Source organism: Vibrio sp. 2304, assembly GCF_033339475.1.
Classification (GTDB): Bacteria; Pseudomonadota; Gammaproteobacteria; order Enterobacterales; family Vibrionaceae; genus Vibrio; species Vibrio alginolyticus.
On sequence record NZ_JAWOUQ010000011.1, the window covers coordinates 1 to 22,286 of the forward strand.

The window sequence follows — 22,286 nt, forward strand, 5'->3', positions numbered from 1 at the left end:
AGGAAGTAATTGCAGACCGGATATGGAAAGGACTAGAACGAAAAAAGGCTTACGGATTTCTCCATAAGCCTTAAGGAGTAATGGTGGCCCCTATGTGACTTGAACACATGACCAATCGATTATGAGTCGACTGCTCTAACCACTGAGCTAAGGGGCCTTAATAGGACAACGATTATAGGGGAAGCGTTGCAAGGTGTCTAGATACCAACTAGGGCAATTGCGCTTAGTTTTTATCCACTTAGAACAGTAGATAATAAAAAAGGTGACCTAAAGTCACCTTTTTTGATTTCTAAAAGCTTGTATGCGCTGCGATTATTCGTCTAGGAAGCTGCGCAGAGTCTCTGAGCGGCTTGGGTGACGAAGTTTACGTAGTGCTTTTGCTTCGATCTGACGGATACGCTCACGAGTAACGTCGAACTGCTTACCAACTTCTTCTAGAGTATGGTCAGTGTTCATGTCGATACCAAAACGCATACGAAGTACTTTCGCTTCACGTGGCGTTAGACCTGCAAGCACGTCTTTTGTTGCCACCTTAAGGCTAGTTGCTGTTGCAGAATCTAGCGGAAGCTCTAGCGTTGTATCTTCGATAAAATCACCTAGATGCGAATCTTCGTCGTCACCGATTGGTGTCTCCATTGAGATAGGCTCTTTAGCGATTTTTAGAACTTTACGAATCTTGTCTTCTGGCATTTGCATGCGCTCTGCCAGTTCTTCCGGTAGTGGCTCGCGACCCATCTCTTGCAACATTTGACGAGAGATACGGTTTAGCTTGTTGATCGTTTCGATCATGTGTACCGGGATGCGAATCGTACGTGCTTGGTCCGCGATTGAACGAGTGATTGCCTGACGGATCCACCACGTTGCGTAAGTCGAGAACTTGTAACCACGACGATATTCGAATTTATCTACCGCTTTCATCAGACCGATGTTACCTTCCTGGATGAGATCCAAGAACTGTAGACCACGGTTGGTGTATTTCTTCGCGATAGAAATTACAAGACGCAAGTTTGCTTCAACCATCTCTTTCTTCGCACGGCGAGCTTTTGCTTCACCGATAGACATACGACGGCTGATGTCTTTAATGTTCTGTACGTTTAGAGAAGTCTCTTCTTCAATCATTTTTAGCTTAGCGATTGAACGACGGATTTCTTCTTCGTTACGTTTGATCTTTTCAGCGTATGGCTTGTCTGAAGCAAGAACTTCATCCAGCCAAGCTTCACTTGATTCATTACCAGTGAACAGCGCGATGAATGATTTCTTCGGCATTTTGCCGTATTCAACCACTGACTTCATGATCAGACGCTCTTGTGTACGAACGCGATCCATAGCAGTACGCAGTTCATTCACTAGGTGATCAAACTGTTTAGGCGTTAGACGAAACTCGCGGAATACGTCTAGCATCATTTCATTAGCAACGGTTGCTTTCGGGCTGTTATAGCCGTACTCGTTGATTGCTAATTGAAGATTTTGATAGGTGCTGCGTAGTTGGTTGAATTTCTCTAGCGCTAATTCTGGATCGATACCTACATCTTCTTCAGAATCATCTGAATCGTCATCGCTATCTTCGTCGTCATCAACGTCTTCATCGTCTTCTTCTTCTAACTGAGATTCAGTCAGTTCAGAACCGATGTGTGTTGCCGTTGGTGCAGCGGTGTCGTCAGCATCTGGATCTACAAAACCTGAAATTAGGTCTGTAAGACGTAGTTCTTCAGCTTGAACTTTGTCAAATTGCTCAAGAATGTACGGAATTGTGCCTGGGTATTCAGCAACAGACGATTGAACTTGGTTAATACCTTCTTCAATACGTTTTGCGATGTCGATTTCGCCTTCGCGAGTTAGAAGTTCGACAGTACCCATCTCACGCATGTACATACGTACTGGGTCTGTTGTACGACCAATCTCACTCTCTACGCTAGAAAGTGCAGCGGCTGCAGCTTCGGCTGCATCTTCATCGGTAATATTTGTGTCATCGTTCAGTGCTAAATCATCAGCATCAGGAGCAGTTTCTACTACCTTAATGCCCATGTCGTTGATCATCTGAATGATGTCTTCTACCTGTTCTGAATCTACGATTTCAGCAGGTAGGTGGTCATTTACTTCGGCGTAGGTCAGATAGCCTTGTTCCTTGCCTTTAATAACAAGTGACTTTAGCTGTGACTGCGGATTGTGATCCATAGACGGTATCCAACTTCGTAATCTGGTGAAGGAATCAGTATGCGAAATGCAAACCACTTACTATAACAAATTAAATCGTTGCTGACTAATTAAACAGGGTTACGCTTTTAAATCTAGCATAAGTGCTAGCAGCTCCCTTTTCTCTTCGGCTGATAAACCGACACTTCTTGCTTTGGCCTGCAGGTTTTCAATTTGTTTTTCTACGCACTGGGCAATAATTTTATCCAGTGAGTCTAAAAAGATTTCTTCTTGGTTGTCCTCATCGAGTGGAATGTCCCAACTCGCGAGACGAGACAGAAGGGTCTCATTTTGGCTGTTTCGCCAATGCTCTAATAATTGGCCTGTGTTGATATGGGGATGCGCTTGGCATTTATCAAGTACATCAACAAATAAACTTAGACCAGGAATGGGCAAATCTCTAACGCTGGTTAGATCTGGCACCATACTTACGTATTGTGGGTTTTGAATCAGTAACGCGATCACTTCTCGCATCGGCGTTCGCTTGATTTCTTTATGAGGTTGAGGCCTTTTATCCTCTTTACCTTGTTTTGAAATTAGCTGCTGTAGTTGGCGTTCATCAACCAAACCCAAACGGCGGCCAAGCAATTCTCTCAAGTATAGTCTTAAAGTGCCGCCAGGGACTTTATCAATGAGAGGAACCGCAAGAGTACTCAGTTTTGCCATGCCTTCTTTCGTGCTCATATCGACCTGCTGAGTCAATGAGCTGAACATGAATTCAGACAAGGGCATCGCATTAGACACTTGCTGCTCAAATGCTTGTTTTCCGTTTTGTCGGATATAAGAGTCGGGATCTTCTCCATCCGGCAAAAACATGAATTTTAACTGGCGACCATCCGTTAGGTAAGGCAATGCATTTTCCATGGCACGCCACGCTGCTTCACGGCCTGCGCGGTCACCGTCATAACAACACACGACGGTGCTTGTTTGCCTGAATAACACTTGCAAGTGATCGCCCGTTGTCGAGGTTCCCAATGAGGCAACGGAATAATCTACGCCATATTGAGCAAGCGCGACAACATCCATATAGCCTTCAACCACTAAAATTTGTGGTGGCTCACGGTACGCTTGTAGTACTTCATAAAGGCCATACAACTCTTTACCTTTATGAAATATCGGGGTTTCGGGTGAGTTGAGATATTTTGGTGTCCCATCACCTAATACTCGACCACCAAAGCCTATTACTCGGCCGCGTCTGTCTCGAATAGGAAACATCACTCGACCACGGAATCGGTCGTAGCGGTTGCCTTTATCGTTTTCAATCAACATGCCGCCAGTGACGAGCATGTCTTGGTTTTCTTTATTCTGGCCAAAGTTCTTACGAACTAAATCCCATTCATCAGCCACATAGCCGATGCCAAACTTCTGGACGATTTCACCAGACAGGCCGCGATCTTTTAGATACTCAATCGCCACCTTACTTGCTGGCTGTTTGAGTTGGTTACGATAAAATTGAGCAATGCTGCCCATTAAGTCGTATAGGTTACGTTTTTCACTGCTGCTTGCTTGTGGGCCTGATTGAAACGAACCATTACCGCCGCTACGTTGTTCGCGAGGAACATCTAAACCCAAGTATGAAGCGAGTTCTTCAATGGCTTCGACGAATTCTAGTCGGTCGAACTCCATCAAAAAATCGATGGCATTTCCATGCGCGCCACAACCAAAACAATGGTAGAACTGCTTTTCTTGACTGACACTGAATGAGGGTGTCTTTTCGTTGTGGAAAGGGCAGCATGCGCCGTAGTTTTTGCCTTTTTTCTTAAGTTTCACACGTGCGTCGATGATATCGACAATATCAAGTCGAGCTAGAAGGTCATCGATAAAACTGCGAGGGATGTGTCCAGCCATAAAACCTAACAAAAAAAGAAGATGATGAGTGGAGTGAATGCCTTAAAAGAATGAGCGTATTGCCCATTGATTTCATTCCATCCATCCAGATACAAACAAGCCGTGCGCTCCAAAGGATAGCACGGCTTGCTGCAATTGGGTGGGGTACCTTAAGCCAATTTAGCGCGAACTAAACCGCTTACTTTACCCATATCTGCACGCCCTTGAATTTGCGGTTTCAGAACGCCCATTACTTTGCCCATGTCTTGCATGCCAGCTGCGCCAGATTCAGCAATCGCGTTCTCGATGAGAGCCGCTACTTCTTCGTCTGTCAGTGGTTGAGGCATAAAGTCCTCAAGAACGGTAATTTCTGCTTGTTCCGCATCAGCAAGATCTTGACGACCCGCTGCTTCAAACTGCGCTACAGAGTCGCGACGTTGTTTAACCATCTTGGTCAATACTGCAAGAATGTCGTCATCGTTCAGAGTAATCTGTTCGTCAACTTCACGTTGCTTGATTGCTGATAGGGCTAAACGAATAGTACCAAGGCGCAATTTGTCCTTGGCTTTCATCGCTAATTTTTGCTCTTCTTTGAGTTGATCAATCAGAGCCATAACTAAATTCCTTTTGGAGCTCAGTTATTAGTACAGGCGAACGCGACGAGCGTTTTCGCGAGCTAGCTTCTTAGCGTGACGCTTTTGAGCTGCTGCTTTAGCGCGTTTGCGAACTGTAGTTGGTTTTTCGTAGTGCTCACGACGACGCACTTCAGAAAGGATACCTGCTTTTTCGCAAGAGCGCTTAAAACGACGTAGAGCAACGTCGAACGGTTCGTTTTCACGTACTTTAACTACTGGCATATGCCTTTCACCTCAGGGGTTATTCGTTAACGCTGGTATTCAACAGACCAAATCACAATTGTTAGGTCTCTTACCAGCTTGATCAAAAATGGTGCGGAATTTTAATCCGATCACAACTACTTTGTAAAGCCTTTTGTCGATTATTGTCTGTACAAAATTTGTTTGCAGCACCAAGGCGAGGTAATATGACGCCCAAATTTCCTCTATACAGAAAGCATACTGAGAAAACCATGCGCATTATTGGTATTGAAACCTCTTGTGACGAGACTGGCATCGCAATTTATGACGATGAAAACGGTCTCTTGTCACACAAGCTATACAGCCAAGTAAAACTGCACGCAGATTACGGCGGTGTGGTGCCTGAGTTGGCTTCACGTGACCACGTAAAGAAAACCATTCCTCTTATTAAAGAGGCACTAAAAGAAGCGAACTTAACTTCAAAAGACATCGATGGTGTCGCGTATACCGCGGGGCCTGGTCTTGTTGGGGCGCTATTAGTGGGTGCGACTATCGGTCGCAGTATTGCTTATGCTTGGGGAGTGCCAGCGGTACCTGTTCATCATATGGAAGGTCACCTATTGGCCCCAATGTTGGAAGATAACCCTCCACCGTTCCCGTTTGTGGCGGTATTAGTATCGGGCGGCCACTCTATGATGGTGGAAGTGAGAGGCATCGGTGAGTACAAAATTCTAGGTGAGTCGATTGATGATGCGGCGGGCGAAGCGTTTGATAAAACAGCGAAGCTAATGGGTTTGGATTACCCAGGCGGTCCACTATTATCTAAACTGGCGGAAAAAGGTACACCGGGTCGCTTTAAGTTCCCGCGCCCAATGACGAATGTGCCAGGTTTGGACATGAGTTTCTCTGGTCTAAAAACCTTTACGGCTAACACGATTGCTGCAAACGGTGATGACGAGCAAACCCGCGCGGACATCGCATTGGCATTTGAAGAGGCTGTGTGTGCTACGTTGGCTATTAAATGTAAGCGCGCGCTTGAGCAAACAGGCATGAAACGCATTGTTATTGCTGGTGGTGTGAGTGCTAACCGTCGTTTGCGAGCTGAGTTAGAGAAGTTAGCGAAGAAAGTTGGCGGCGAAGTTTACTACCCACGTACTGAGTTCTGTACAGATAACGGTGCGATGATTGCTTACGCAGGCATGCAGCGCTTGAAGAATGGCGAAGTGGCTGATATGTCAGTAGAGGCTCGTCCACGTTGGCCAATTGATCAACTAACACCTGTCGCTTAATCAAATTTATGCGGTAGGTTTGAAACCGGTTCTGTGTAATAAAGGTCTCTGCTCCTCAGAGGCCTTTATTTTTAATTATTCAATGAACCGCCTCGTTTTACATTCTGACTGATGCGAGCAGTTCGCTATTGTTTCAGTGCTAGGATGACGTGGAAGAATAAGAAATGGATATAACAATGAATAAGTTTGAAATTGAAGGTCAGCAACTTGCTTATCTAGATAAAGGTGAGGGCCCTGTGCTTCTATTTGGTCATAGTTACCTTTGGGATAGCCAAATGTGGGCGCCGCAAGTTGAGGTTTTAAGCCAGTCATTCCGTTGTATTGTGCCAGATCTTTGGGCACATGGTGAATCGGACGCTGCACCTGCATCGACACAGTCATTGGCCGACTATGCACAACATATGTTGGCATTGATGGATCATTTAGATATCGAAGAGTTCTCGATAGTGGGCTTATCTGTTGGCGGCATGTGGGGAGCAGAGCTAACGGCTCAAGCGCCGCAACGTGTTAAGTCACTGGTATTGATGGATACCTTCATTGGCTGGGAGCCAGAAGTTACGTATAAAAAGTATTTTGCAATGCTTGATACCATCAGCCAAGTCCAAGCAGTGCCTGCGCCAATTATTGAAGCCGTTGTGCCGCTGTTCTTTGCCAACAACGTCAATCAGGATAACCCTAAACTTGTCGCTTCATTCAAACGCAGTTTAGAAGAGCTGAACGGTGAGCGTGCGGTGGAAGTAGCTCGCATAGGGCGCATGGTGTTTGGTCGCCGGGATGTGATTGAGGATTCGGAAAAATTTGCTCTGCCGACGTTAATTGCAGTGGGCTGTGAAGATAAACCCCGTCCAGTTTTTGAATCTTATTTAATGAAAGACTGTATCACAGACAGTGAGTTGGTGGAGATTCCCCAAGCTGGACATATCAGTTGTTTAGAGCAACCTGAGTTCGTCAACCAGATGTTGTTGAACTTCCTGAATCGAGTTCATGCATAACCAATACATCCTTCTTTAAACGAAAAACTCGGCATTAAGCCGAGTTTTTTTGTGTCAGTTTTTTCTCGCCGATTTTTGGCTCGTCGCCAGACAAAAGCCGACGAATATTTTGATGATGCTTAAATACGATTAAGCAGCACAGCATAGCAACAGGTAACGTGTATTGCGGTTTAAACATCCAAGTATAAAACGGAGTGACCAAAACCGTGACGAGAGCCGCTAAGGATGAATAGCGGAATAGCGCGGCTACTGACAGCCAAGTTAACATTACCAATCCTGTTAAGTCCAAACCAATCGGAGCGATAGCGCCAAGCGCGGTTGCGACACCTTTTCCGCCTTTAAAGTGGAAAAAGATAGGGTACATGTGGCCAAGACAGGCAGCAATGGCGATGACGCCAAGAATGATAGGGTCGATACCAAGAAAGTATCCGCCCCACACGGGGATAGTGCCTTTGAGCATATCGCACAACAAGACTGAAACAGCGGCTCCTCGTCCGCCAATACGCAATACGTTCGTTGCTCCAGGATTGTTAGATCCCACACTGCGTGGGTCTGGCAGTTTTAAGAGTCGACAGATCAAAACCGCACTGGAAACCGAACCTAATAAATAGGCGGCCATTGTCATTATCAGTGCCAGTGCGTCCATAGAAGTCCTTGATGGATTGGAATTTAATGCTCGGTTCCCGCGTAGTTGCTATCATACCCCGAATTTACATAATGCAGAAATCCTCACTGTGATAGAGCTTGCATTATGTGATTTCTTGTATATAAAGATGCTTTCGCAGTTTATACCTAAGTAACATTGTGATGACCAAAGTAAATGTTACTTAGGTATAGAATACTACGATCAAATTACCCCTCACGGGTATCCGACCTCTGTAATAGAAGGACATAAGATGGCTCTGGATAAAGTTTTTATTGAACAGTTAGAAGTAATCACCACCATTGGCGTGTACGACTGGGAACAACAAATCAAACAAAAGTTGGTTCTAGATATTGAAATGGCACACGATAATAAACCTGCGGGCAAAAGTGATGATGTGCAAGATGCACTGGATTATTCGCAGGTGAGTGAGGCGGTACTTAACCACATTGAAAATGGTCGTTTCTTACTGGTCGAGCGCGTGGCTGAAGAAGTAGCAGAGCTTATCATGCAGCGTTTCTCTGTGCCTTGGGTGAAAATCCGCCTAGCGAAGCCTGGCGCCGTGCCACAAGCACGTGCTGTTGGTGTGGTGATTGAGCGAGGCCGAGCATGATCACCACCTATATCGGTGTTGGGACGAACGTAGAAAGAGAGCAACATGTGCTTGCTGCGTATCAGGAGCTGCAACGGCTTGGAGAAAATCTCCTCGTATCACCGATATATGAATGCGAACCTATTGGTTTTAGCAGCAAGAATTTCTACAACTTTGTCGTTGCAATGCGTACCGAGTTGTCATTAGAAGAGTTGAGCCATCAACTACGCGAGATTGAATTTAAGTGGGGACGCGAAGAAAACGCGCAAAAGTATCAGGATCGAACACTGGATCTCGATATAGTGTTGTTCGGTGAGCGCGTCTCCAAGAAAAAACCTGAGCTACCTCGCAGTGATATCTACAAATATCCTTTTGTCACAAAGCCGCTGTATGATCTCGAACCGCAATTAGTGATCCCAGGCGATGGACGCACAGTCGCAGACATTTGGCATGCTATGCAGCCAGTCGATTCGCTCAAACCCGTTTCCTTTCATTTTTAATTTGAGTTGTTTACATGAGTTATTTTGAAGCCTTTATTTTGGCTCTGATTCAGGGGCTGACAGAGTTTTTGCCTATCTCAAGCTCTGCCCATTTGATCCTGCCTTCCGCTATTTTAGGATGGGAAGACCAAGGTCTAGCCTTTGATGTTGCTGTTCACGTCGGTACATTAATGGCTGTCGTGATCTATTTTCGTCATGAAGTAATCACTTTGTTTCAAGCGTTATTTGCTTCGATCTTTAAAGGAGATCGCAGTAAAGAAGCTAAATTGGCTTGGATGATCGTGATTGCGACGATTCCAGCTTGTGTGTTCGGCCTATTGATGAAAGACATCATTGAAGTGTATCTACGTAGCGCTTACGTCATCGCGACTACCACGATCGTATTTGGCTTGTTGCTATGGTGGGTAGACAAAAACGCTGAACTCGTTGCCGATGAATACCAAACGGGTTGGAAGAAAGCTGTATTTATCGGTATTGCCCAAGCCTTAGCGATGATTCCTGGAACTTCACGTTCAGGGGCGACCATTACAGCAGCGCTTTACCTTGGCTTTACTCGAGAAGCGGCTGCCCGCTTTTCATTTTTAATGTCGATCCCAATCATTACATTAGCTGGTAGCTACTTAGGTATGAAGTTAGTGACCAGTGGTGAACCTGTCCATGTTGGTTTCTTACTGACTGGCATTATCACATCGTTTATCAGTGCGTACATCTGTATCCACTTCTTCTTGAAGATGATTTCACGCATGGGCATGACACCGTTTGTGATTTACCGTCTGATTTTGGGCGTCGGTTTGTTCGCTTTTCTATTAAGTGCATAATTGATGCTAACGAAAAACGCCCGCGAAATCCGCGGGCGTTTTTGTTTGTTCGTTACTTCTTAAGTGCTGCTTTCACAGCTTCAATACGTCGTTTTTCTTGCTCGTCACGAATCGCAGGGCCTTTAAAGCCCTCTTTGATTATGATTTGAACGTCAACTGCCGCTGCTGCTTGGTAGGCTTGCCTAAAAATATCCGCCTGTGGATATGGTTGCGTTTCCAGTCCTTTACGACCAGCGTGATCCGCTTGGCAGCAAAGCAAGATATCTTGCAGACGTTCGGACTTACGCCACACATCGAGCTTATTGAGTATTTTAATTATGGTTTGTGGTTTAAGTTCAGCCGCGCGATGAATATTGGAATGCTGTTCGCACACCATCAAGGCTAAATCACGAAACTCATTTGGTACCCGGACACGTTCGCACAGCTTTTTGATCAGTTTTAATCCTGTATAGCAATGCATTTTGTGGCTTGGCCATTCGCTCTCTGGCGTCACGCCTTTACCCAAGTCATGCACTTGGGCGGCAAACCTGACGGGGAGTGAGTTACTCAATTTTGCGGCTTGCTCTGCCACCATCAAAGTATGGATGCCAGCATCGATTTCTGGATGCCACTTCTCAGGTTGAGGTACGCCAAATAGTGCATCAATTTCAGGTAACACCACGGTTAATGCACCACAGTCTCGTAGAACCGATAAGAAAATATCAGGGCGAGGAGTAGAGAGAGATTTATGCCATTCTTGCCAAACACGCTCGGGAGTCAGTGTGCTTAGCTCTCCAGATTCTGCCATGTGACGCATTAACCGCATAGTTTCGTCGGCAACCGTAAAGTCTAGATCAGCCAGCTTTGCAGCGAAGCGAGCGACACGTAAAACGCGTAGAGGGTCTTCAATAAAGGCGTCTGATACATGGCGTAGCAGTTTATCGTTGAGATCTTGCTGGCCACCATATGGGTCATGGATCGTGCCATCACTCTCCATTGCCATCGCGTTAATGGTTAAATCACGACGTATCAAATCTTCTTCTAAGGTGACGTTTTGATCGAAGAAACATTCAAAACCAGTGTAACCAGAACCTGACTTTCTCTCTGTTCGTGCAAGGGCATGTTCTTCTTTACTTTTGGGATGCAGAAATACAGGAAAGTCTTTACCAACGGCGGTGTACCCTTGGGACAACATCATCTCAGGCGTCGCGCCTACGACCACCCAATCGTTGTCATAACTATCAATTCCGAGCAATTTATCTCGAACTGCGCCACCTACTAAATAAACTTGCACGAATTACCTCTTAATTTATGGATATGCCGTTGGACATTGTAGCAAGCAATGGTACTTTTCTTTACTCCCGAGAGTAGATGCGGCTATGTTTATATTATATCTGACTATTCTCAGGTGGTTTTTTAGCTGGAGAGCCTAATGTATAAGGACTTTTTTGGGTTTGTCGAACAACCATTTTCGATTGTTCCAAACTCACGTTATTTGTATTTAAGCCAACGTCACAAAGAGGCAATCACACATCTCCAAGCTGGGCTAGGCGATGGCGGTGGCTTTGCTATGCTTACTGGCGAAGTAGGTACAGGCAAAACGACCGTCGCAAAAGCGATGCTGGCGAATTTGGGTGATAACACCAAAGCGGGTCTTATCCTCAATCCCACGTTTTCGAGCAGAGACTTGCTTGAAGCCATTTGTGATGAGTTCAAAATCACCTATCCGCCAGACGCAAACCTCAAACAGCTAAACCAGGTTATCCATCAATATTTGCTGCGTAATTATCGTTCAGGTTGGCAGACATTGCTGGTCATTGATGAGGCTCAACACCTTGCTGCCGACGTTCTAGAGCAGTTGCGCTTGTTGACCAACTTGGAAACCGATACCAGAAAACTGCTCAAAGTGTTGTTGGTCGGGCAGCCTGAATTGCAGCGGTTATTACAAACAACACAACTACGCCAACTTGCCCAGCGTATTACCGGGCGTTATCACCTGTTGCCGTTGGATGAAAAAGAGACAGAAGATTACATCGCATTTCGACTACATACAGCAGGTGGCGACCAGCAACTGTTTAATCGTGCTTCTTGTAAACTTATAGCCAAATACAGTCACGGTATACCGCGGCTCATCAACCTTATCTGTGACAAATCACTCAACATTAGTTATCACCAGGGTAATGTGGTTGTGGATAAGCAAACCGTTCAGCAGGCCTGTGAAGAGGTGATGCAGTTTCAGGCAGATATTTATCAGCAAGATAAAAAAGAGCGCCGGACTTTCCGTTGGCCTGCTTGGGGCTCTGTCACGGTAGGCCTTATTGCTGCATTAAGTACGGGATGGGCGGTCGTGAATTATATGCCAGCTCAAGCGACGTCAGTGTTGACACAAGTGACGGAGCCAAGAGTAGAGCCAACACCAACCGTCGTCAGCCAACAGTTAACGGATGAGCAGCGTGATTTATTGTTAACACAAAAACAGTCGAACCTCGCTGTAAATGATTTGTATCGTTTGTGGGGATATCAAGCATCGGTTCGCGATAATCTTTGTTTGTCAGAACCGCAGTCGACTATGCGTTGTGAGCGTAAAATGGCGACTTGGCCGCTGTTGATGCAACAAAATCGCCCTGTGATCTTGGAGTTGAATTATCAAGGTGATGTTGGGTATGTCATTCTATATGCCGTCGGTAATGATCAAGCTGAAGTGCTCAATGGTAAGCAGCGTCTCCGTCTGCCAGTTTCGTGGCTAAAGCCGTTGTGGCAGGGCAATATTATCGAACTGTGGCATGCTCCGCTGAATGAAACATTACGTTTAGACATGGAAGGCCCTGCGATTGAAGTATTAGACCGATTATTAGCAGAAGCGGTGAGTGAGCCACTGCTTGAAACGTCTATTTTTGATGGTGCGATGAAAGAGCGAGTCGAATTATTTCAACGTTGGCAAGGAATTGGTGTCGATGGTATTGCAGGTAAGCGAACGCTAGACCGACTTCAGCAAAATGTTCAGCCAGATGCGCCTCAACTGGCGAGAATAGAGAAGGAGGACGCATAATGTCAGCTGTGAAACATATAGGTCTGTTCTTGCTGCCAATCACTGCTTCTGCTATCGGAGTCGCTTGGTACTTAGATCTCTTTGCACCGAGTGTTGAAGTAGATACAACGTCCCCGATAGAAAAGGTCGAAGTGGTATCACCTTTCAAAGTATTGGACTATCCAGAGAACACCCAGTTGGCCCAATTGCCAAGAGAGTGGCCAAGTGCAGAGCTATCGCGTGATTTTGGTACATTTACCACCCCCGATGAATACACAAGCCATACACCAAGCAGAGATGAAACACGCAACTCAGCATCAACCCAAACGACTTCTGCTGCTGAAGAGGACCTCGGGTTGTCTTTGGATGATCTGGATTTATCCTCATTATCTCCTGATTTAGCTAGGAAGGTCGAAAATGCCTTATCCCGAGATGATGACAATTCGTCATCACAAACGGCACGCGTGAACGATTTAGAGCGCAACGCTCACCAGTGGCAAGGGCGTCTACCTGCGCTTAATTTGCAAACCCATATGTACGCTAGTGATGAAAATCGCCGTTGGGTGAAAATTAACAATGTTGAGTATCATCAAGGGGATGTCGTTGATGATCAGGTCACTCTAAGAGAAATACAACCGCAAGCTGTGATTGTTGAGTTCCAAGGTGAGCAAATTCGTATACCAGCGTTGTATGAGTGGAAAGGGTAACTCTTGTAGAAACACATCAAGCCAGCGAAATCATATCGCTGGCTTTTTATTTTTCAGAGCATCTTTTGCATCTATTCTGGTGATGATTTTTAGATACTCAAACAAGCAAAATATAGCTTTTCTCAGTCGTTTAAATAGCACCAATATCATTCATCTATTGATAGCGCGATTCCAGTCAGCGTTGTGTAAAAAGACACCATCTTCACGAACTTCGGAGTAATGACTTGGTCCACGTTAGACCCCATCACATAATAGGAGTCTAAACAGAGACACATGCGTATTCTGATTTTTTCTTTAAGTATTGTTGCATCGACAAGCTATGCAGCAAAGCCAGACCCATTCCCAGTTACACCAGATAGTCGCGGGCAAGATTTCATGGTCAGTGCGACGAATCCTTACGTGAGCAGTACCGGTTACTCAATATTGAAAGAAGGCGGTAACGCTGTTGATGCTATGGTCGCGATGCAGATGGTGATGTCTGTCGTTGAGCCAGATATGACCGGAATTGGCGGCGGGACTTTCGCGCTGTTTTATCAACATGACGAGAAAAAATTTCTGGCCCTTGATGGTCGAGATGAAGCGCCCTCTAGCGCGAACCCTGAAATGTTTGTTGAGAATGAGGAAGTACTCAGTCGCAACGAAATATTAGGCCCTCGTTCTGTTGCGGTTCCGGGCACGTTGCGGTTGCTTTACACCACTCATGAACAATACGGCAAGTTGCCATGGGCAGAGCTGATTAAGCCGGCGATTATATTGGCGAGCAATGGGTACGCGATGAACAGCTACACCTACGACATCGTAGTAAGAGAGCAAAGCCGACTTGAGCAAGATCCGGAAGTGAAAGCCTTGTATTGGCAAGGGGACGATATTAAGCCGACGGGAACCTTGATGAAGAACCCTAAGATGGCTGAGACGCTGAGGAAGATCGCGCAACAAGGCGATCGTTACCTTTATGGTGGTGAGCTTGGTCAGCACATCGTAGAGACGGTTAATAGTCGTATTGATGACCAACACGAGAAGTTGTCTTTAGAAGATTTTAAACATTACCAAGTGAAGCAGCGTGACATCATTGAGAGCGACTACCGTGGGAATAAAATCGTCTCTTTTGGTTACCCAGCTTCGGGCGGTGTGATGGTCGCTCAGAGTCTTGAACTGCTCGCACCCTATGACATTGCCCATATGGCGAAAACGGATGTGGAACCTTGGCGTCTCATGACTGAAGCGATGCGAATAGCAAAAGCCGATCGTATTGCGTATGCCGGAGATCCGGATTATGTGGAAGCGCCAGTTGAACAGTTATTGTCTAAAGCCTATCTAGATCAGAGACGTGATTTAATCCCTGATAATGGCACTTCAGAAGAGGATCCAAAAGCAGGACAGATAACGCAAACTCAGTATGCGCAATATCAAGGCTTCGAGAGCAAAGATACAGGGCACATTTCTATCGTTGATAGGGAAGGTAATGCGATTGCTATGACCAGCACCGTTGGCACGGGAATGGGATCTGGTGTCATGGTTGATGGCGTTATCTTGAATGCACAAATGGCGAACTTTTCACCTCAACCAACGCTTAACGGTAAGCCTACTCAAAACTCGATTGAAGCGGGTAAGCGTCCACGCTCAGCCATTACGCCATTAATGGTGATGGACAGTGATGATAACTTGCGTTTGGTGGTTGGGTCACCAGGTAGTTCACAAATCCCGGGGTATGTACTCAAAACCGTGGTTGGGGTGCTGGATTGGAATTTATCAGCGCAAGAGGCTATTGACTTACCAAACATCCAGTATGGCACTAAGATAGACCGCACCAAGTCTTATGACCCGACTGGTTTGCTGGTGGAAAAGAAAACGTTCGCAGAAATGTTGGTGCCTGAGTTTATGGAGCTTGGCTACCCAGTGCACGTTGTTCCAGTGGTAAGCGGTTTGAATGCAATTGAGCTAAAAGATGGCAAGCTTTATGGCGCAACGGATCGTCGTCGAGCCTCTAGTTCAATGGGGGAGTAGTACTCACTTCTATCAAACGAAGCAAACTAAAAAGCCAGTCAATATCGACTGGCTTTTGCGTTCTTTTTAAAGATAAAAGCGTAAGGGTTTATGCCCAACCCGCAGGAGAGCGCTTTCTACGAGGCATGACATGCGGAAGAATCAAACCAAATAGTAAACCTAAACCTGCAACACCGCCGCCATAAGTGAAGTACTTAAGCAGCATGTCATCTTTTTGTGTATCCAGTTTTGCGCGTAGCTCGCGGTTTTCTGTTTCAACAGAAGTAAGCTGATCGCTGATCTCAGAGTATTTATTTTCTAGATCTGAAATTTGTTGGTTACGTGTTTCGAGAGAGGTAACAAGACCGGCTTTCTCTGCATCAGAAGTTTGACGAGCATTAGCAAGCTGCTCTTTGACTTCGGCTAGCTCTTTCTCAATGCGAGGAAGGCGAATTGCCATGCTCTCTTGGTTTGTCACAAACTTGCTTTGTACCCAACCAGTGCGACCACGGTCATCACGAACTTGCGTGTAGCCAGTATCTCGGTTGGTTTTAATCAGTTGTACTTTAGAACCGGCGTTAACACTACCAATAATACGGTAGGTGTTATTTGGACCTGAGTGCATAAAAGTGAAGAGGTCATCAGAAATATAACGGTCTGCTGCTAGGGCCGCTGGCGCTGCTAGCAAAGTAAACAAAACCGTGATGATTAGTTTTTTCACAGTAAATCCCTTAACGATTTTTCTTGGAGACAGCGTTGGCACCGAATGATTGGAGCCGGAAATAGACGAATAGTATGCAGTTTCAAACCTCGGTGCAACAAAGAAGGGAGGCAAAGCCTCCCTTTCTGTGCGTTTGAGTCAATAATGACAAAGCGCTTACATTCTATTGACGAGTGTCTTAAGCGAACATCGCTTGAAGTCCGTAGAAGAATACTACGGCCAATAACGCACCCGCTGGTAGTGTAACGATCCATGATGCCACGATGTTACGAACTACGCCTAGGTTCAGTGCTGCGATACCACGAGCAAAGCCAACACCGAGAACCGCACCAACCAATGTTTGAGTGGTTGAAATTGGCAGGCCTGTACCAGACGCTAGAACTACCGTACATGCTGTTGCTAGCTGTGCTGCAAAACCGCGGCTAGGCGTTAGCTCAGTGATGCCTGTACCAACGGTTGCCATTACTTTGTGACCTAGTGTTGCAAGACCGACCACGATACCAATACCACCAAGAGGTAGAATCCACCAAGCGATGGTGCTTTTCGTGCTGATTTCGCCCATGTGTTCAACAGTCGATACGACAGCAGACAGTGGACCAATGGCGTTTGCAACGTCGTTTGAACCGTGTGCAAATGCCATCGCACAAGCGGTGATAACCATCAGAACGCTGAAGATACCTTCCACGCCAGAAAAGCTGCGGTCTTCTTCGCGATTAGCGAATTTTTTCTGGATGTATACGTAGCCGCCAATCATCACAAGTGCTGAAACTGCTGCTGCCCACATCCAGGCTTCACCATTGGTCAGGTGAAGACCAACGTGTTTTAGACCTTTTTTGATGGTTACAAGTGCAATCACCATTGTTGTGATGAACATGTAAACAGGTACAAAACGTTTCGCATTAAACAGAGGGTTCTCTGTATCAAAAATCAGGCGTTGTGCGCTGACAAAGATAACGTAAGCAAAGAAACCTGAAATCACTGGCGTAATAATCCAGCTACCAACAATGCCTTGAACGCTGCCCCAGTCAACCGCTTCAGTACCTACTGATACGCATGCAAAACCAATGATTGCACCGATGATTGAGTGAGTCGTTGATACTGGCCAGCCCATGTAAGAAGCAAGAAGCAGCCATGTACCTGCTGCTAAAAGCGCAGACATCATGCCGTAGACAAGAACATCTGGTTGACTAGCAAATAAAGAAGTTTCGATTACACCTTTACGGATAGTGTCGGTTACTTCACCGCCTGCAAGGTAAGCACCTGCAAATTCGAAGATCATCGCAATGATGATAGCTTGTTTTACAGTTAGCGCTTTTGAACCTACAGATGTACCCATCGCATTAGCAACGTCGTTCGCGCCAATACCAATCGCCATCATGAAACCAAAAATCGCTGCAACAATAATCAGGACAGTGCCGTAGTTCGCAAGGATATCCATCGTAATACCTAGTTGTTTTATAACAAGCGGAACAAAATTTTACGCGCGCCAAACCATAAGACGATGAAAATAGTCATCGTCCCTATGACACGTGTTAATTATGCTCTTCGTTATGTCGTTAACTTTATGTTTTAAGATCGAGATAGCATGACTTCCAAACGAGCACCTACGCGCTGCGCTTGGTCGGCAATACCACCTACCCATTCAAGAATCTTGTACAGGAACATGACATCGATAGGGTTCATGTCAGCTTCAATCACCATCAACTGTTGGCGAAGTTCAATCTGCATGGCATCGGTATCATCTTCGATAACGTCTAATTGATGAATCATTTCAGCGACGAGCGTCACTTCACGGCCTTTGAAGCCGGTTTCTAGCAATTCATCAAGTTCATTGATTACCTTTTGCGCCTGATCGGCAGCATCAAGACAACGTTGAACGTAAGCGAGGAAGTTTGGTTGGAGAGCCTCAGGGATGACAAGTTGACGACCATATACACGGCCAGCAATGTCTTTTGCCAGGTTTGCAAGTTTGTCCTGTTGAGTCAAAAGCTCAAGCATGTCAGTACGGTCGACTGGCATGAACAAACCGCGAGGCAGTTTTAGACGGATTTCACGTTTCAGCACATCCGCTTCTTTCTCTAGGTGAGAAATTTGTGCACGGATTTCTGCTGCTTTTTCCCAATCACCCTTTGAAGATACTTCAAAGAATTTCACCAAGTGTGAACAACATTCGTTGACACACACAACGTGGCGTTGCAAAGGCTTAATTGGGGACTTTGCAAATAACCCCATAATTGTATTTACTGGCATGGTCATTCAACCTAATAACTATAACCTTAAAAAAACATACACCATTTCTGAGTGCTTGGCGAAATGTTGAACGATGGCTATAAAGGCGCGCATGGTAACGCATTAAATCGCTCATTAAAACTGTTTTAGATCATCAATCCGGCGATATTTCTCTCTTGCCGTGTGAGAAATTACGCAATATCCTGTTTCTATCTGCTTTGAAAGGTATAGCTATGGAAACCGAAATAGAACTGAAGTTTTTTGTTTCTCCTGAATTTTCAGAAACTTTAAAAGAAAAAATTTCTGAGACAAAAGTACTTCAGCATAGTTGTCGTGACTTGGGTAACACCTATTTTGATACTGCCGATAAATGGCTCAGAAAGCACGACATTGGTTTAAGAATTCGCCGTTTTGATGATGTATTCGTCCAAACCGTAAAGACAGCAGGACGCGTCGTCGCAGGCTTACATCAAAGACCAGAATACAATGCTGAGCACACTAGCGACGAGCCTAATCTGTCGCTTCATCCTCTAGATATTTGGCCTCCAGGTAAAGATGCAGAAACGCTGCAATCCGAGCTTATGCCATTATTCTCGACCAACTTCACACGTGAACAATGGCTGATTGGCATGCCCGATGGCAGTCAGATTGAAGTTGCCTTTGACCAAGGCTTAGTTGTAGCCAAAGGTGAAGACGAAGAAGAGAAGCAAGAGCCGATTTGCGAAGTTGAACTGGAACTTAAGTCTGGCCAAACCGAAGCTTTATTCACGCTGGCACGCAGCTTTTGCGAGCAAGGCGGTATGCGTTTGGGTAACTTGAGCAAAGCGGCGAAAGGTTATCGACTTGCAAGCGGTTATGCGGGTGATGAAGTAAAATCATTGGCACTTGTGGACAGTAGTCCGACGGATACCGTTGAATTTTGCTTGATCAACTCTTTAGAGCACGCTTTGTCTCATTGGCATTATCACGAGCAAATTTATGCTGAGCGTGACAGCGTGGAAGCACTGCGTGAAATCAGTAATGCCATTCGTTTCATTCGTCAAACATTGACTATTTTTGGCGGGATTGTCCCTCGTCGCGCGAGTGCGATTCTGCGCCAAGAGCTTAAATGGTTGGAAGAAGAACTGAGTTGGTTAGATGAGCATGCACACCTTGAAGAGCTCTTAGATGACAAAGGCAATGTGCTGCGTAAGTTGGATGCGCGTAAGTTCTTAGTATCTGAGCTGACTCAGCAGTTACAAGAGTTGCCAAGCCGTGAAGAAGTGCTAGGGTTGCTCAATTCCGCGCGTTACACAGGATTACTGCTGGATCTAAGCCGCTGGATCTTGGCGCGCGGCTGGCAGCCATTTCTTGATGAAAAAGCACGTGAAAAAATGGCAAGTAACATCATGCCGTTTTCAGTTACTCAGCTCGATCGCACTTGGGCTGAGCTAATGGAAGCTTTCCCAGCAGAGCGCGATTTGACGGCGCAAGAGTACGTTGATCAGCGTTATCGCTTATTGCGTAATCTCTATACCGGTATTGGTTTCGCGAGTTTGTATAACTCGGATGAGCGTAACAGCTTCCGTTTACCATGGGCGGATCTGGTGCATGGTATCGATGATCTTCTAATGCTGAACCACTTGCTCCCGTTGGTTGATATGCTGGAAGACGCAGAAAAAGAGCAGTTAGAACGCTGGTTGCACCGTCAAGAGCGCTCAATTTTGCATGCAATGGATCAAACCCGAGCGATCAGTGTGGAAGTACAGCCTTATTGGCGTGAATGATCGTTCTGGTGGTAACGACAAAAAAATAGGACCGCATGGTCCTATTTTTTTGTCTCTGTTTTACGTTGTTGTAGCTCTTTTTCCATGAAATCGAGTCGTTCTAGTATTTGCGCTTGTTGGGTTAGGAGCTGCTCGAGCATACGTTCTTTATTGATTGAACTGTGCGTCTGTTGTTTCGTTGGGGCAGTAAGGATAGAGGTGATAAGACCCGAGATCATACCAAAGATACCCACCCCGCAAACAATGATGATGACAGCCAAAAACTTTCCTATGGAGGTCACAGGATAATGATCGCCGTAACCAACCGTTGAGATCGTTACAAATACCCACCACAAAGCATCGGCGCCAGTGCGAATATTCGCTTCTGGGTTTTTCGCTTCGATAAACAGCATTGCACTAGAACCGAGCGTTATGAGGATAACCATCAATAGCAGTATAGAGGCGACCGTAGTTTCGCGGCGGTTTTCTTTGAGCTGATGCAAAATGAACTTTGACGAACGCAGTACTAATACCACTCGCATAATATGAAAAATACGCGCAAAGCGCAGGGGCTCTATCAATGGGATGCTCGCCACGAAATCTATCCAATGACGTTTAAGGAATAACCAGCGATCTGTGGACCGGATCAAATCAATGGTGAGCTGTAGTAGAAAAATACTACAGATTATGAAATCCAGACCGATAAGAACTTGACGGGTTTCGTGATCGATCGGGAAAAACAACAAGCCAGAGATCACAAATAGTGCCATAAAAGACAATATTAGTGACAACAGGCCCATCGGTCGTGTGCTGTCTTTGATATCATTGTTTTTCATACGAAGCTCAAAATAAATCGCGTAACCACGCAAAGCGCGAACATAACTATAAGTAATATAAAGATTATAGATAAAGACTATATAAGACTCGGTGGAGAACTGACAATGGAAAAGCTGGCATTTAAGCCATGGGAAAGGGTCATATCCGACATTCGACTGGTGCCTAAAATGGTCATGTTGATGGTCTTCAGTACTGTCCTGATCGTGGCAAAACAACTGTGGGACGCAAACACTTTTTACGACTCACTTTTAGCGGCGACACAAAACGCGCAAGTTGCCCAACAGCATTATGAAGCATACTTAACGCAAGTTGCTTGGCAAACCGCCTTATTGATAGTGGTTTTTGTCGTGCTCTTATTAGCGGCGGCTAGAGTGATGTTGCGTCAAACACAGTATCTGAGCGACGCGATCAAACTGATGGCGAGCAAGAACCTCTCTGTTCCATTTGGTATGGATTGTAAAGATGAATACGGAGACGTGGCACGTGAATTAGAAAAGACACGTCGACAATTGCACGATGTGATTCAAATGCAAATTAATGCGTCTGATGAATTATCAACGCTCACCGAAGTCATGACACTGAGCATGTCGGAAACGAAGGAATCAGCGCAAGAAGAGTTTAACGAAATTGATCAACTTGCTACGGCGATGAGTGAAATGTCGTCGACGGTCCAAACGGTTGCGGAACATGCCCAGACGGCATCTTCTCTAACAGAGCAAGCTTCCGCACAAGCAATTTCTGGTCAGCAGTTCTTGCAAAGTACAATGGCGAAAATGAGTGAACTTTCGTCGGATATCGCTTCATCGGCACAAGCGGTTAACCAAGTTGAAGAACGTGTTGAAGCCATTGGTAGCGTTGTGGGGACGATTCAAGGCATTTCTGAACAAACCAACCTGCTTGCACTGAATGCGGCGATTGAAGCGGCGCGAGCTGGCGAGGCTGGGCGGGGTTTTGCTGTGGTTGCAGATGAAGTTCGTAACCTTGCCCAACGCACACAACAAGCGACGGTAGAAATTCAAGAGATGATCGCACAGCTGCAAACCAGTGCTGAATCTGCGGTAGAACTCATGGAAAAAAGCGTTGTAGAAGCGGCAGATGGAAACGAGCTGGTTTCTAATGCTGGATCTGAGCTCGATGGTATTGTTGGGCAAGTGACGCAAATCAATGACATGAACTTCCAGATCGCGACGGCGTCTGGTCAGCAAAGCAGTGTTGCAGAAGAGATGAGCCAAAACCTCACCAATGTACGTGAGTTGGTGGAAGCCTCAGTTGTTGTTGTTACCGAGCTGCTAGAAACCTCTGAAATGATGCAAAATAATGCAGGTGAGCTAGACAAGAAGATCAAATCTTTCCAAGTCTAATATTCGATCCCGAACTTTTGATAAAAC

The 22,286-nt window shown here is 45.7% G+C and carries 20 protein-coding genes and 1 tRNA gene; 10 read left to right on the forward strand and 11 right to left on the reverse strand.

Annotation, left to right across the window (positions count from 1 at the left end; all coding sequences use genetic code 11):
• Positions 1 to 81 precede the first annotated feature (81 nt).
• The 5 genes from R7P64_RS18555 to rpsU all read right to left on the reverse strand — a co-directional run bounded on the left by R7P64_RS18555 (position 82) and on the right by rpsU (position 4,877).
• A tRNA-Ile gene (locus R7P64_RS18555) sits at positions 82 to 157 on the reverse strand.
• Between the two features lie 155 nt (positions 158 to 312).
• The gene (gene rpoD / locus R7P64_RS18560; protein WP_005395986.1) at positions 313 to 2,175 is read right to left on the reverse strand and encodes an RNA polymerase sigma factor RpoD; all 1,863 of its coding nucleotides are present in this window, start codon (positions 2,173 to 2,175) and stop codon (positions 313 to 315) included.
• A 99-nt stretch (positions 2,176 to 2,274) separates the two neighbouring features.
• A complete protein-coding gene (gene dnaG, locus R7P64_RS18565) occupies positions 2,275 to 4,041 on the reverse strand; it encodes a DNA primase (protein ID WP_005379719.1) in 1,767 nt (588 codons plus the stop codon).
• 149 nt (positions 4,042 to 4,190) lie between these two features.
• A complete protein-coding gene (locus tag R7P64_RS18570; protein WP_005379720.1) occupies positions 4,191 to 4,634 on the reverse strand; it encodes a GatB/YqeY domain-containing protein in 444 nt (147 codons plus the stop codon).
• Positions 4,635 to 4,661: 27 nt separating this feature from the next.
• Positions 4,662 to 4,877, reverse strand: coding sequence for a 30S ribosomal protein S21 (rpsU, locus tag R7P64_RS18575; RefSeq protein ID WP_001145625.1), 216 nt, complete (start codon positions 4,875 to 4,877; stop codon positions 4,662 to 4,664).
• Positions 4,878 to 5,107: 230 nt separating this feature from the next.
• Between rpsU and tsaD the strand changes: the two genes are divergently transcribed.
• Together tsaD and R7P64_RS18585 are read left to right on the forward strand one after the other, a co-directional pair.
• A complete protein-coding gene (gene tsaD, locus R7P64_RS18580) occupies positions 5,108 to 6,124 on the forward strand; it encodes a tRNA (adenosine(37)-N6)-threonylcarbamoyltransferase complex transferase subunit TsaD (RefSeq protein ID WP_005379854.1) in 1,017 nt (338 codons plus the stop codon).
• A gap of 176 nt (positions 6,125 to 6,300) precedes the next feature.
• Complete coding sequence (locus R7P64_RS18585; RefSeq protein ID WP_213966846.1) at positions 6,301 to 7,116, forward strand: alpha/beta fold hydrolase; 816 nt, start codon at positions 6,301 to 6,303, stop codon at positions 7,114 to 7,116.
• Positions 7,117 to 7,150: 34 nt separating this feature from the next.
• On the opposite strand, the gene plsY is transcribed toward R7P64_RS18585, so the two are convergent.
• Positions 7,151 to 7,762, reverse strand: a complete 612-nt coding sequence (gene plsY, locus R7P64_RS18590; protein WP_005379857.1) for a glycerol-3-phosphate 1-O-acyltransferase PlsY — start codon at positions 7,760 to 7,762, stop codon at positions 7,151 to 7,153.
• Between the two features lie 250 nt (positions 7,763 to 8,012).
• Here plsY and folB point away from each other — a divergent pair, with 250 nt between their 5' ends.
• The 3 genes from folB to R7P64_RS18605 are packed head-to-tail and all read left to right on the forward strand — an operon-like array spanning position 8,013 to position 9,669.
• Positions 8,013 to 8,372, forward strand: coding sequence for a bifunctional dihydroneopterin aldolase/7,8-dihydroneopterin epimerase (gene folB, locus R7P64_RS18595; RefSeq protein ID WP_005387458.1), 360 nt, complete (start codon positions 8,013 to 8,015; stop codon positions 8,370 to 8,372).
• Positions 8,369 to 8,851 (forward strand): 2-amino-4-hydroxy-6-hydroxymethyldihydropteridine diphosphokinase, encoded by a 483-nt coding sequence (gene folK, locus R7P64_RS18600; RefSeq protein WP_005387457.1) that lies wholly within the window; start codon positions 8,369 to 8,371, stop codon positions 8,849 to 8,851. Before folB ends, folK begins: the two co-directional genes overlap by 4 nt.
• Positions 8,852 to 8,865: 14 nt before the next feature.
• Positions 8,866 to 9,669, forward strand: coding sequence for an undecaprenyl-diphosphate phosphatase (locus tag R7P64_RS18605; RefSeq protein WP_137281697.1), 804 nt, complete (start codon positions 8,866 to 8,868; stop codon positions 9,667 to 9,669).
• 52 nt (positions 9,670 to 9,721) lie between these two features.
• Here the strand turns inward: R7P64_RS18605 and R7P64_RS18610 are convergent, their stop codons facing one another.
• Positions 9,722 to 10,942: a multifunctional CCA addition/repair protein gene (locus R7P64_RS18610; RefSeq protein WP_213987290.1), complete on the reverse strand. Its 1,221-nt coding sequence runs from the start codon at positions 10,940 to 10,942 to the stop codon at positions 9,722 to 9,724.
• A 138-nt stretch (positions 10,943 to 11,080) separates the two neighbouring features.
• On the opposite strand from R7P64_RS18610, the gene R7P64_RS18615 reads away from it, so the two are divergent.
• From R7P64_RS18615 to ggt, 3 genes are all read left to right on the forward strand, one after another.
• Positions 11,081 to 12,697 carry an ExeA family protein gene (locus R7P64_RS18615; RefSeq protein ID WP_033906082.1) on the forward strand — a complete coding sequence of 539 codons (1,617 nt, stop codon included), beginning with the start codon at positions 11,081 to 11,083 and terminating at the stop codon, positions 12,695 to 12,697.
• Positions 12,697 to 13,383 (forward strand): general secretion pathway protein GspB, encoded by a 687-nt coding sequence (locus R7P64_RS18620; protein WP_005387437.1) that lies wholly within the window; start codon positions 12,697 to 12,699, stop codon positions 13,381 to 13,383. The genes R7P64_RS18615 and R7P64_RS18620 overlap by 1 nt, the downstream gene beginning before the upstream one ends.
• A 273-nt stretch (positions 13,384 to 13,656) precedes the next feature.
• Positions 13,657 to 15,387 carry a gamma-glutamyltransferase gene (gene ggt, locus R7P64_RS18625; protein ID WP_318123811.1) on the forward strand — a complete coding sequence of 577 codons (1,731 nt, stop codon included), beginning with the start codon at positions 13,657 to 13,659 and terminating at the stop codon, positions 15,385 to 15,387.
• A gap of 88 nt (positions 15,388 to 15,475) precedes the next feature.
• On the opposite strand, the gene R7P64_RS18630 is transcribed toward ggt, so the two are convergent.
• The 3 genes from R7P64_RS18630 to R7P64_RS18640 form a co-directional block, all read right to left on the reverse strand.
• Positions 15,476 to 16,087 (reverse strand): TIGR04211 family SH3 domain-containing protein, encoded by a 612-nt coding sequence (locus R7P64_RS18630; RefSeq protein ID WP_005379900.1) that lies wholly within the window; start codon positions 16,085 to 16,087, stop codon positions 15,476 to 15,478.
• Positions 16,088 to 16,265: 178 nt separating this feature from the next.
• On the reverse strand, positions 16,266 to 17,525 hold the full coding sequence (locus R7P64_RS18635) for an inorganic phosphate transporter (protein ID WP_005379898.1): 1,260 nt from the start codon (positions 17,523 to 17,525) through the stop codon (positions 16,266 to 16,268).
• 131 nt (positions 17,526 to 17,656) lie between these two features.
• The gene (locus R7P64_RS18640) at positions 17,657 to 18,337 is read right to left on the reverse strand and encodes a TIGR00153 family protein (protein WP_005379896.1); all 681 of its coding nucleotides are present in this window, start codon (positions 18,335 to 18,337) and stop codon (positions 17,657 to 17,659) included.
• Positions 18,338 to 18,549: 212 nt separating this feature from the next.
• Here R7P64_RS18640 and R7P64_RS18645 point away from each other — a divergent pair, with 212 nt between their 5' ends.
• Positions 18,550 to 20,082 (forward strand): inorganic triphosphatase, encoded by a 1,533-nt coding sequence (locus R7P64_RS18645; protein WP_005379894.1) that lies wholly within the window; start codon positions 18,550 to 18,552, stop codon positions 20,080 to 20,082.
• 41 nt (positions 20,083 to 20,123) lie between these two features.
• Here R7P64_RS18645 and R7P64_RS18650 read toward each other — a convergent pair whose 3' ends face one another.
• Positions 20,124 to 20,897: a potassium channel family protein gene (locus R7P64_RS18650; RefSeq protein WP_025768395.1), complete on the reverse strand. Its 774-nt coding sequence runs from the start codon at positions 20,895 to 20,897 to the stop codon at positions 20,124 to 20,126.
• 105 nt (positions 20,898 to 21,002) lie between these two features.
• Between R7P64_RS18650 and R7P64_RS18655 the strand changes: the two genes are divergently transcribed.
• Positions 21,003 to 22,259, forward strand: a complete 1,257-nt coding sequence (locus R7P64_RS18655; protein WP_005379890.1) for a methyl-accepting chemotaxis protein — start codon at positions 21,003 to 21,005, stop codon at positions 22,257 to 22,259.
• The last annotated feature ends 27 nt before the right edge of the window (positions 22,260 to 22,286 follow it).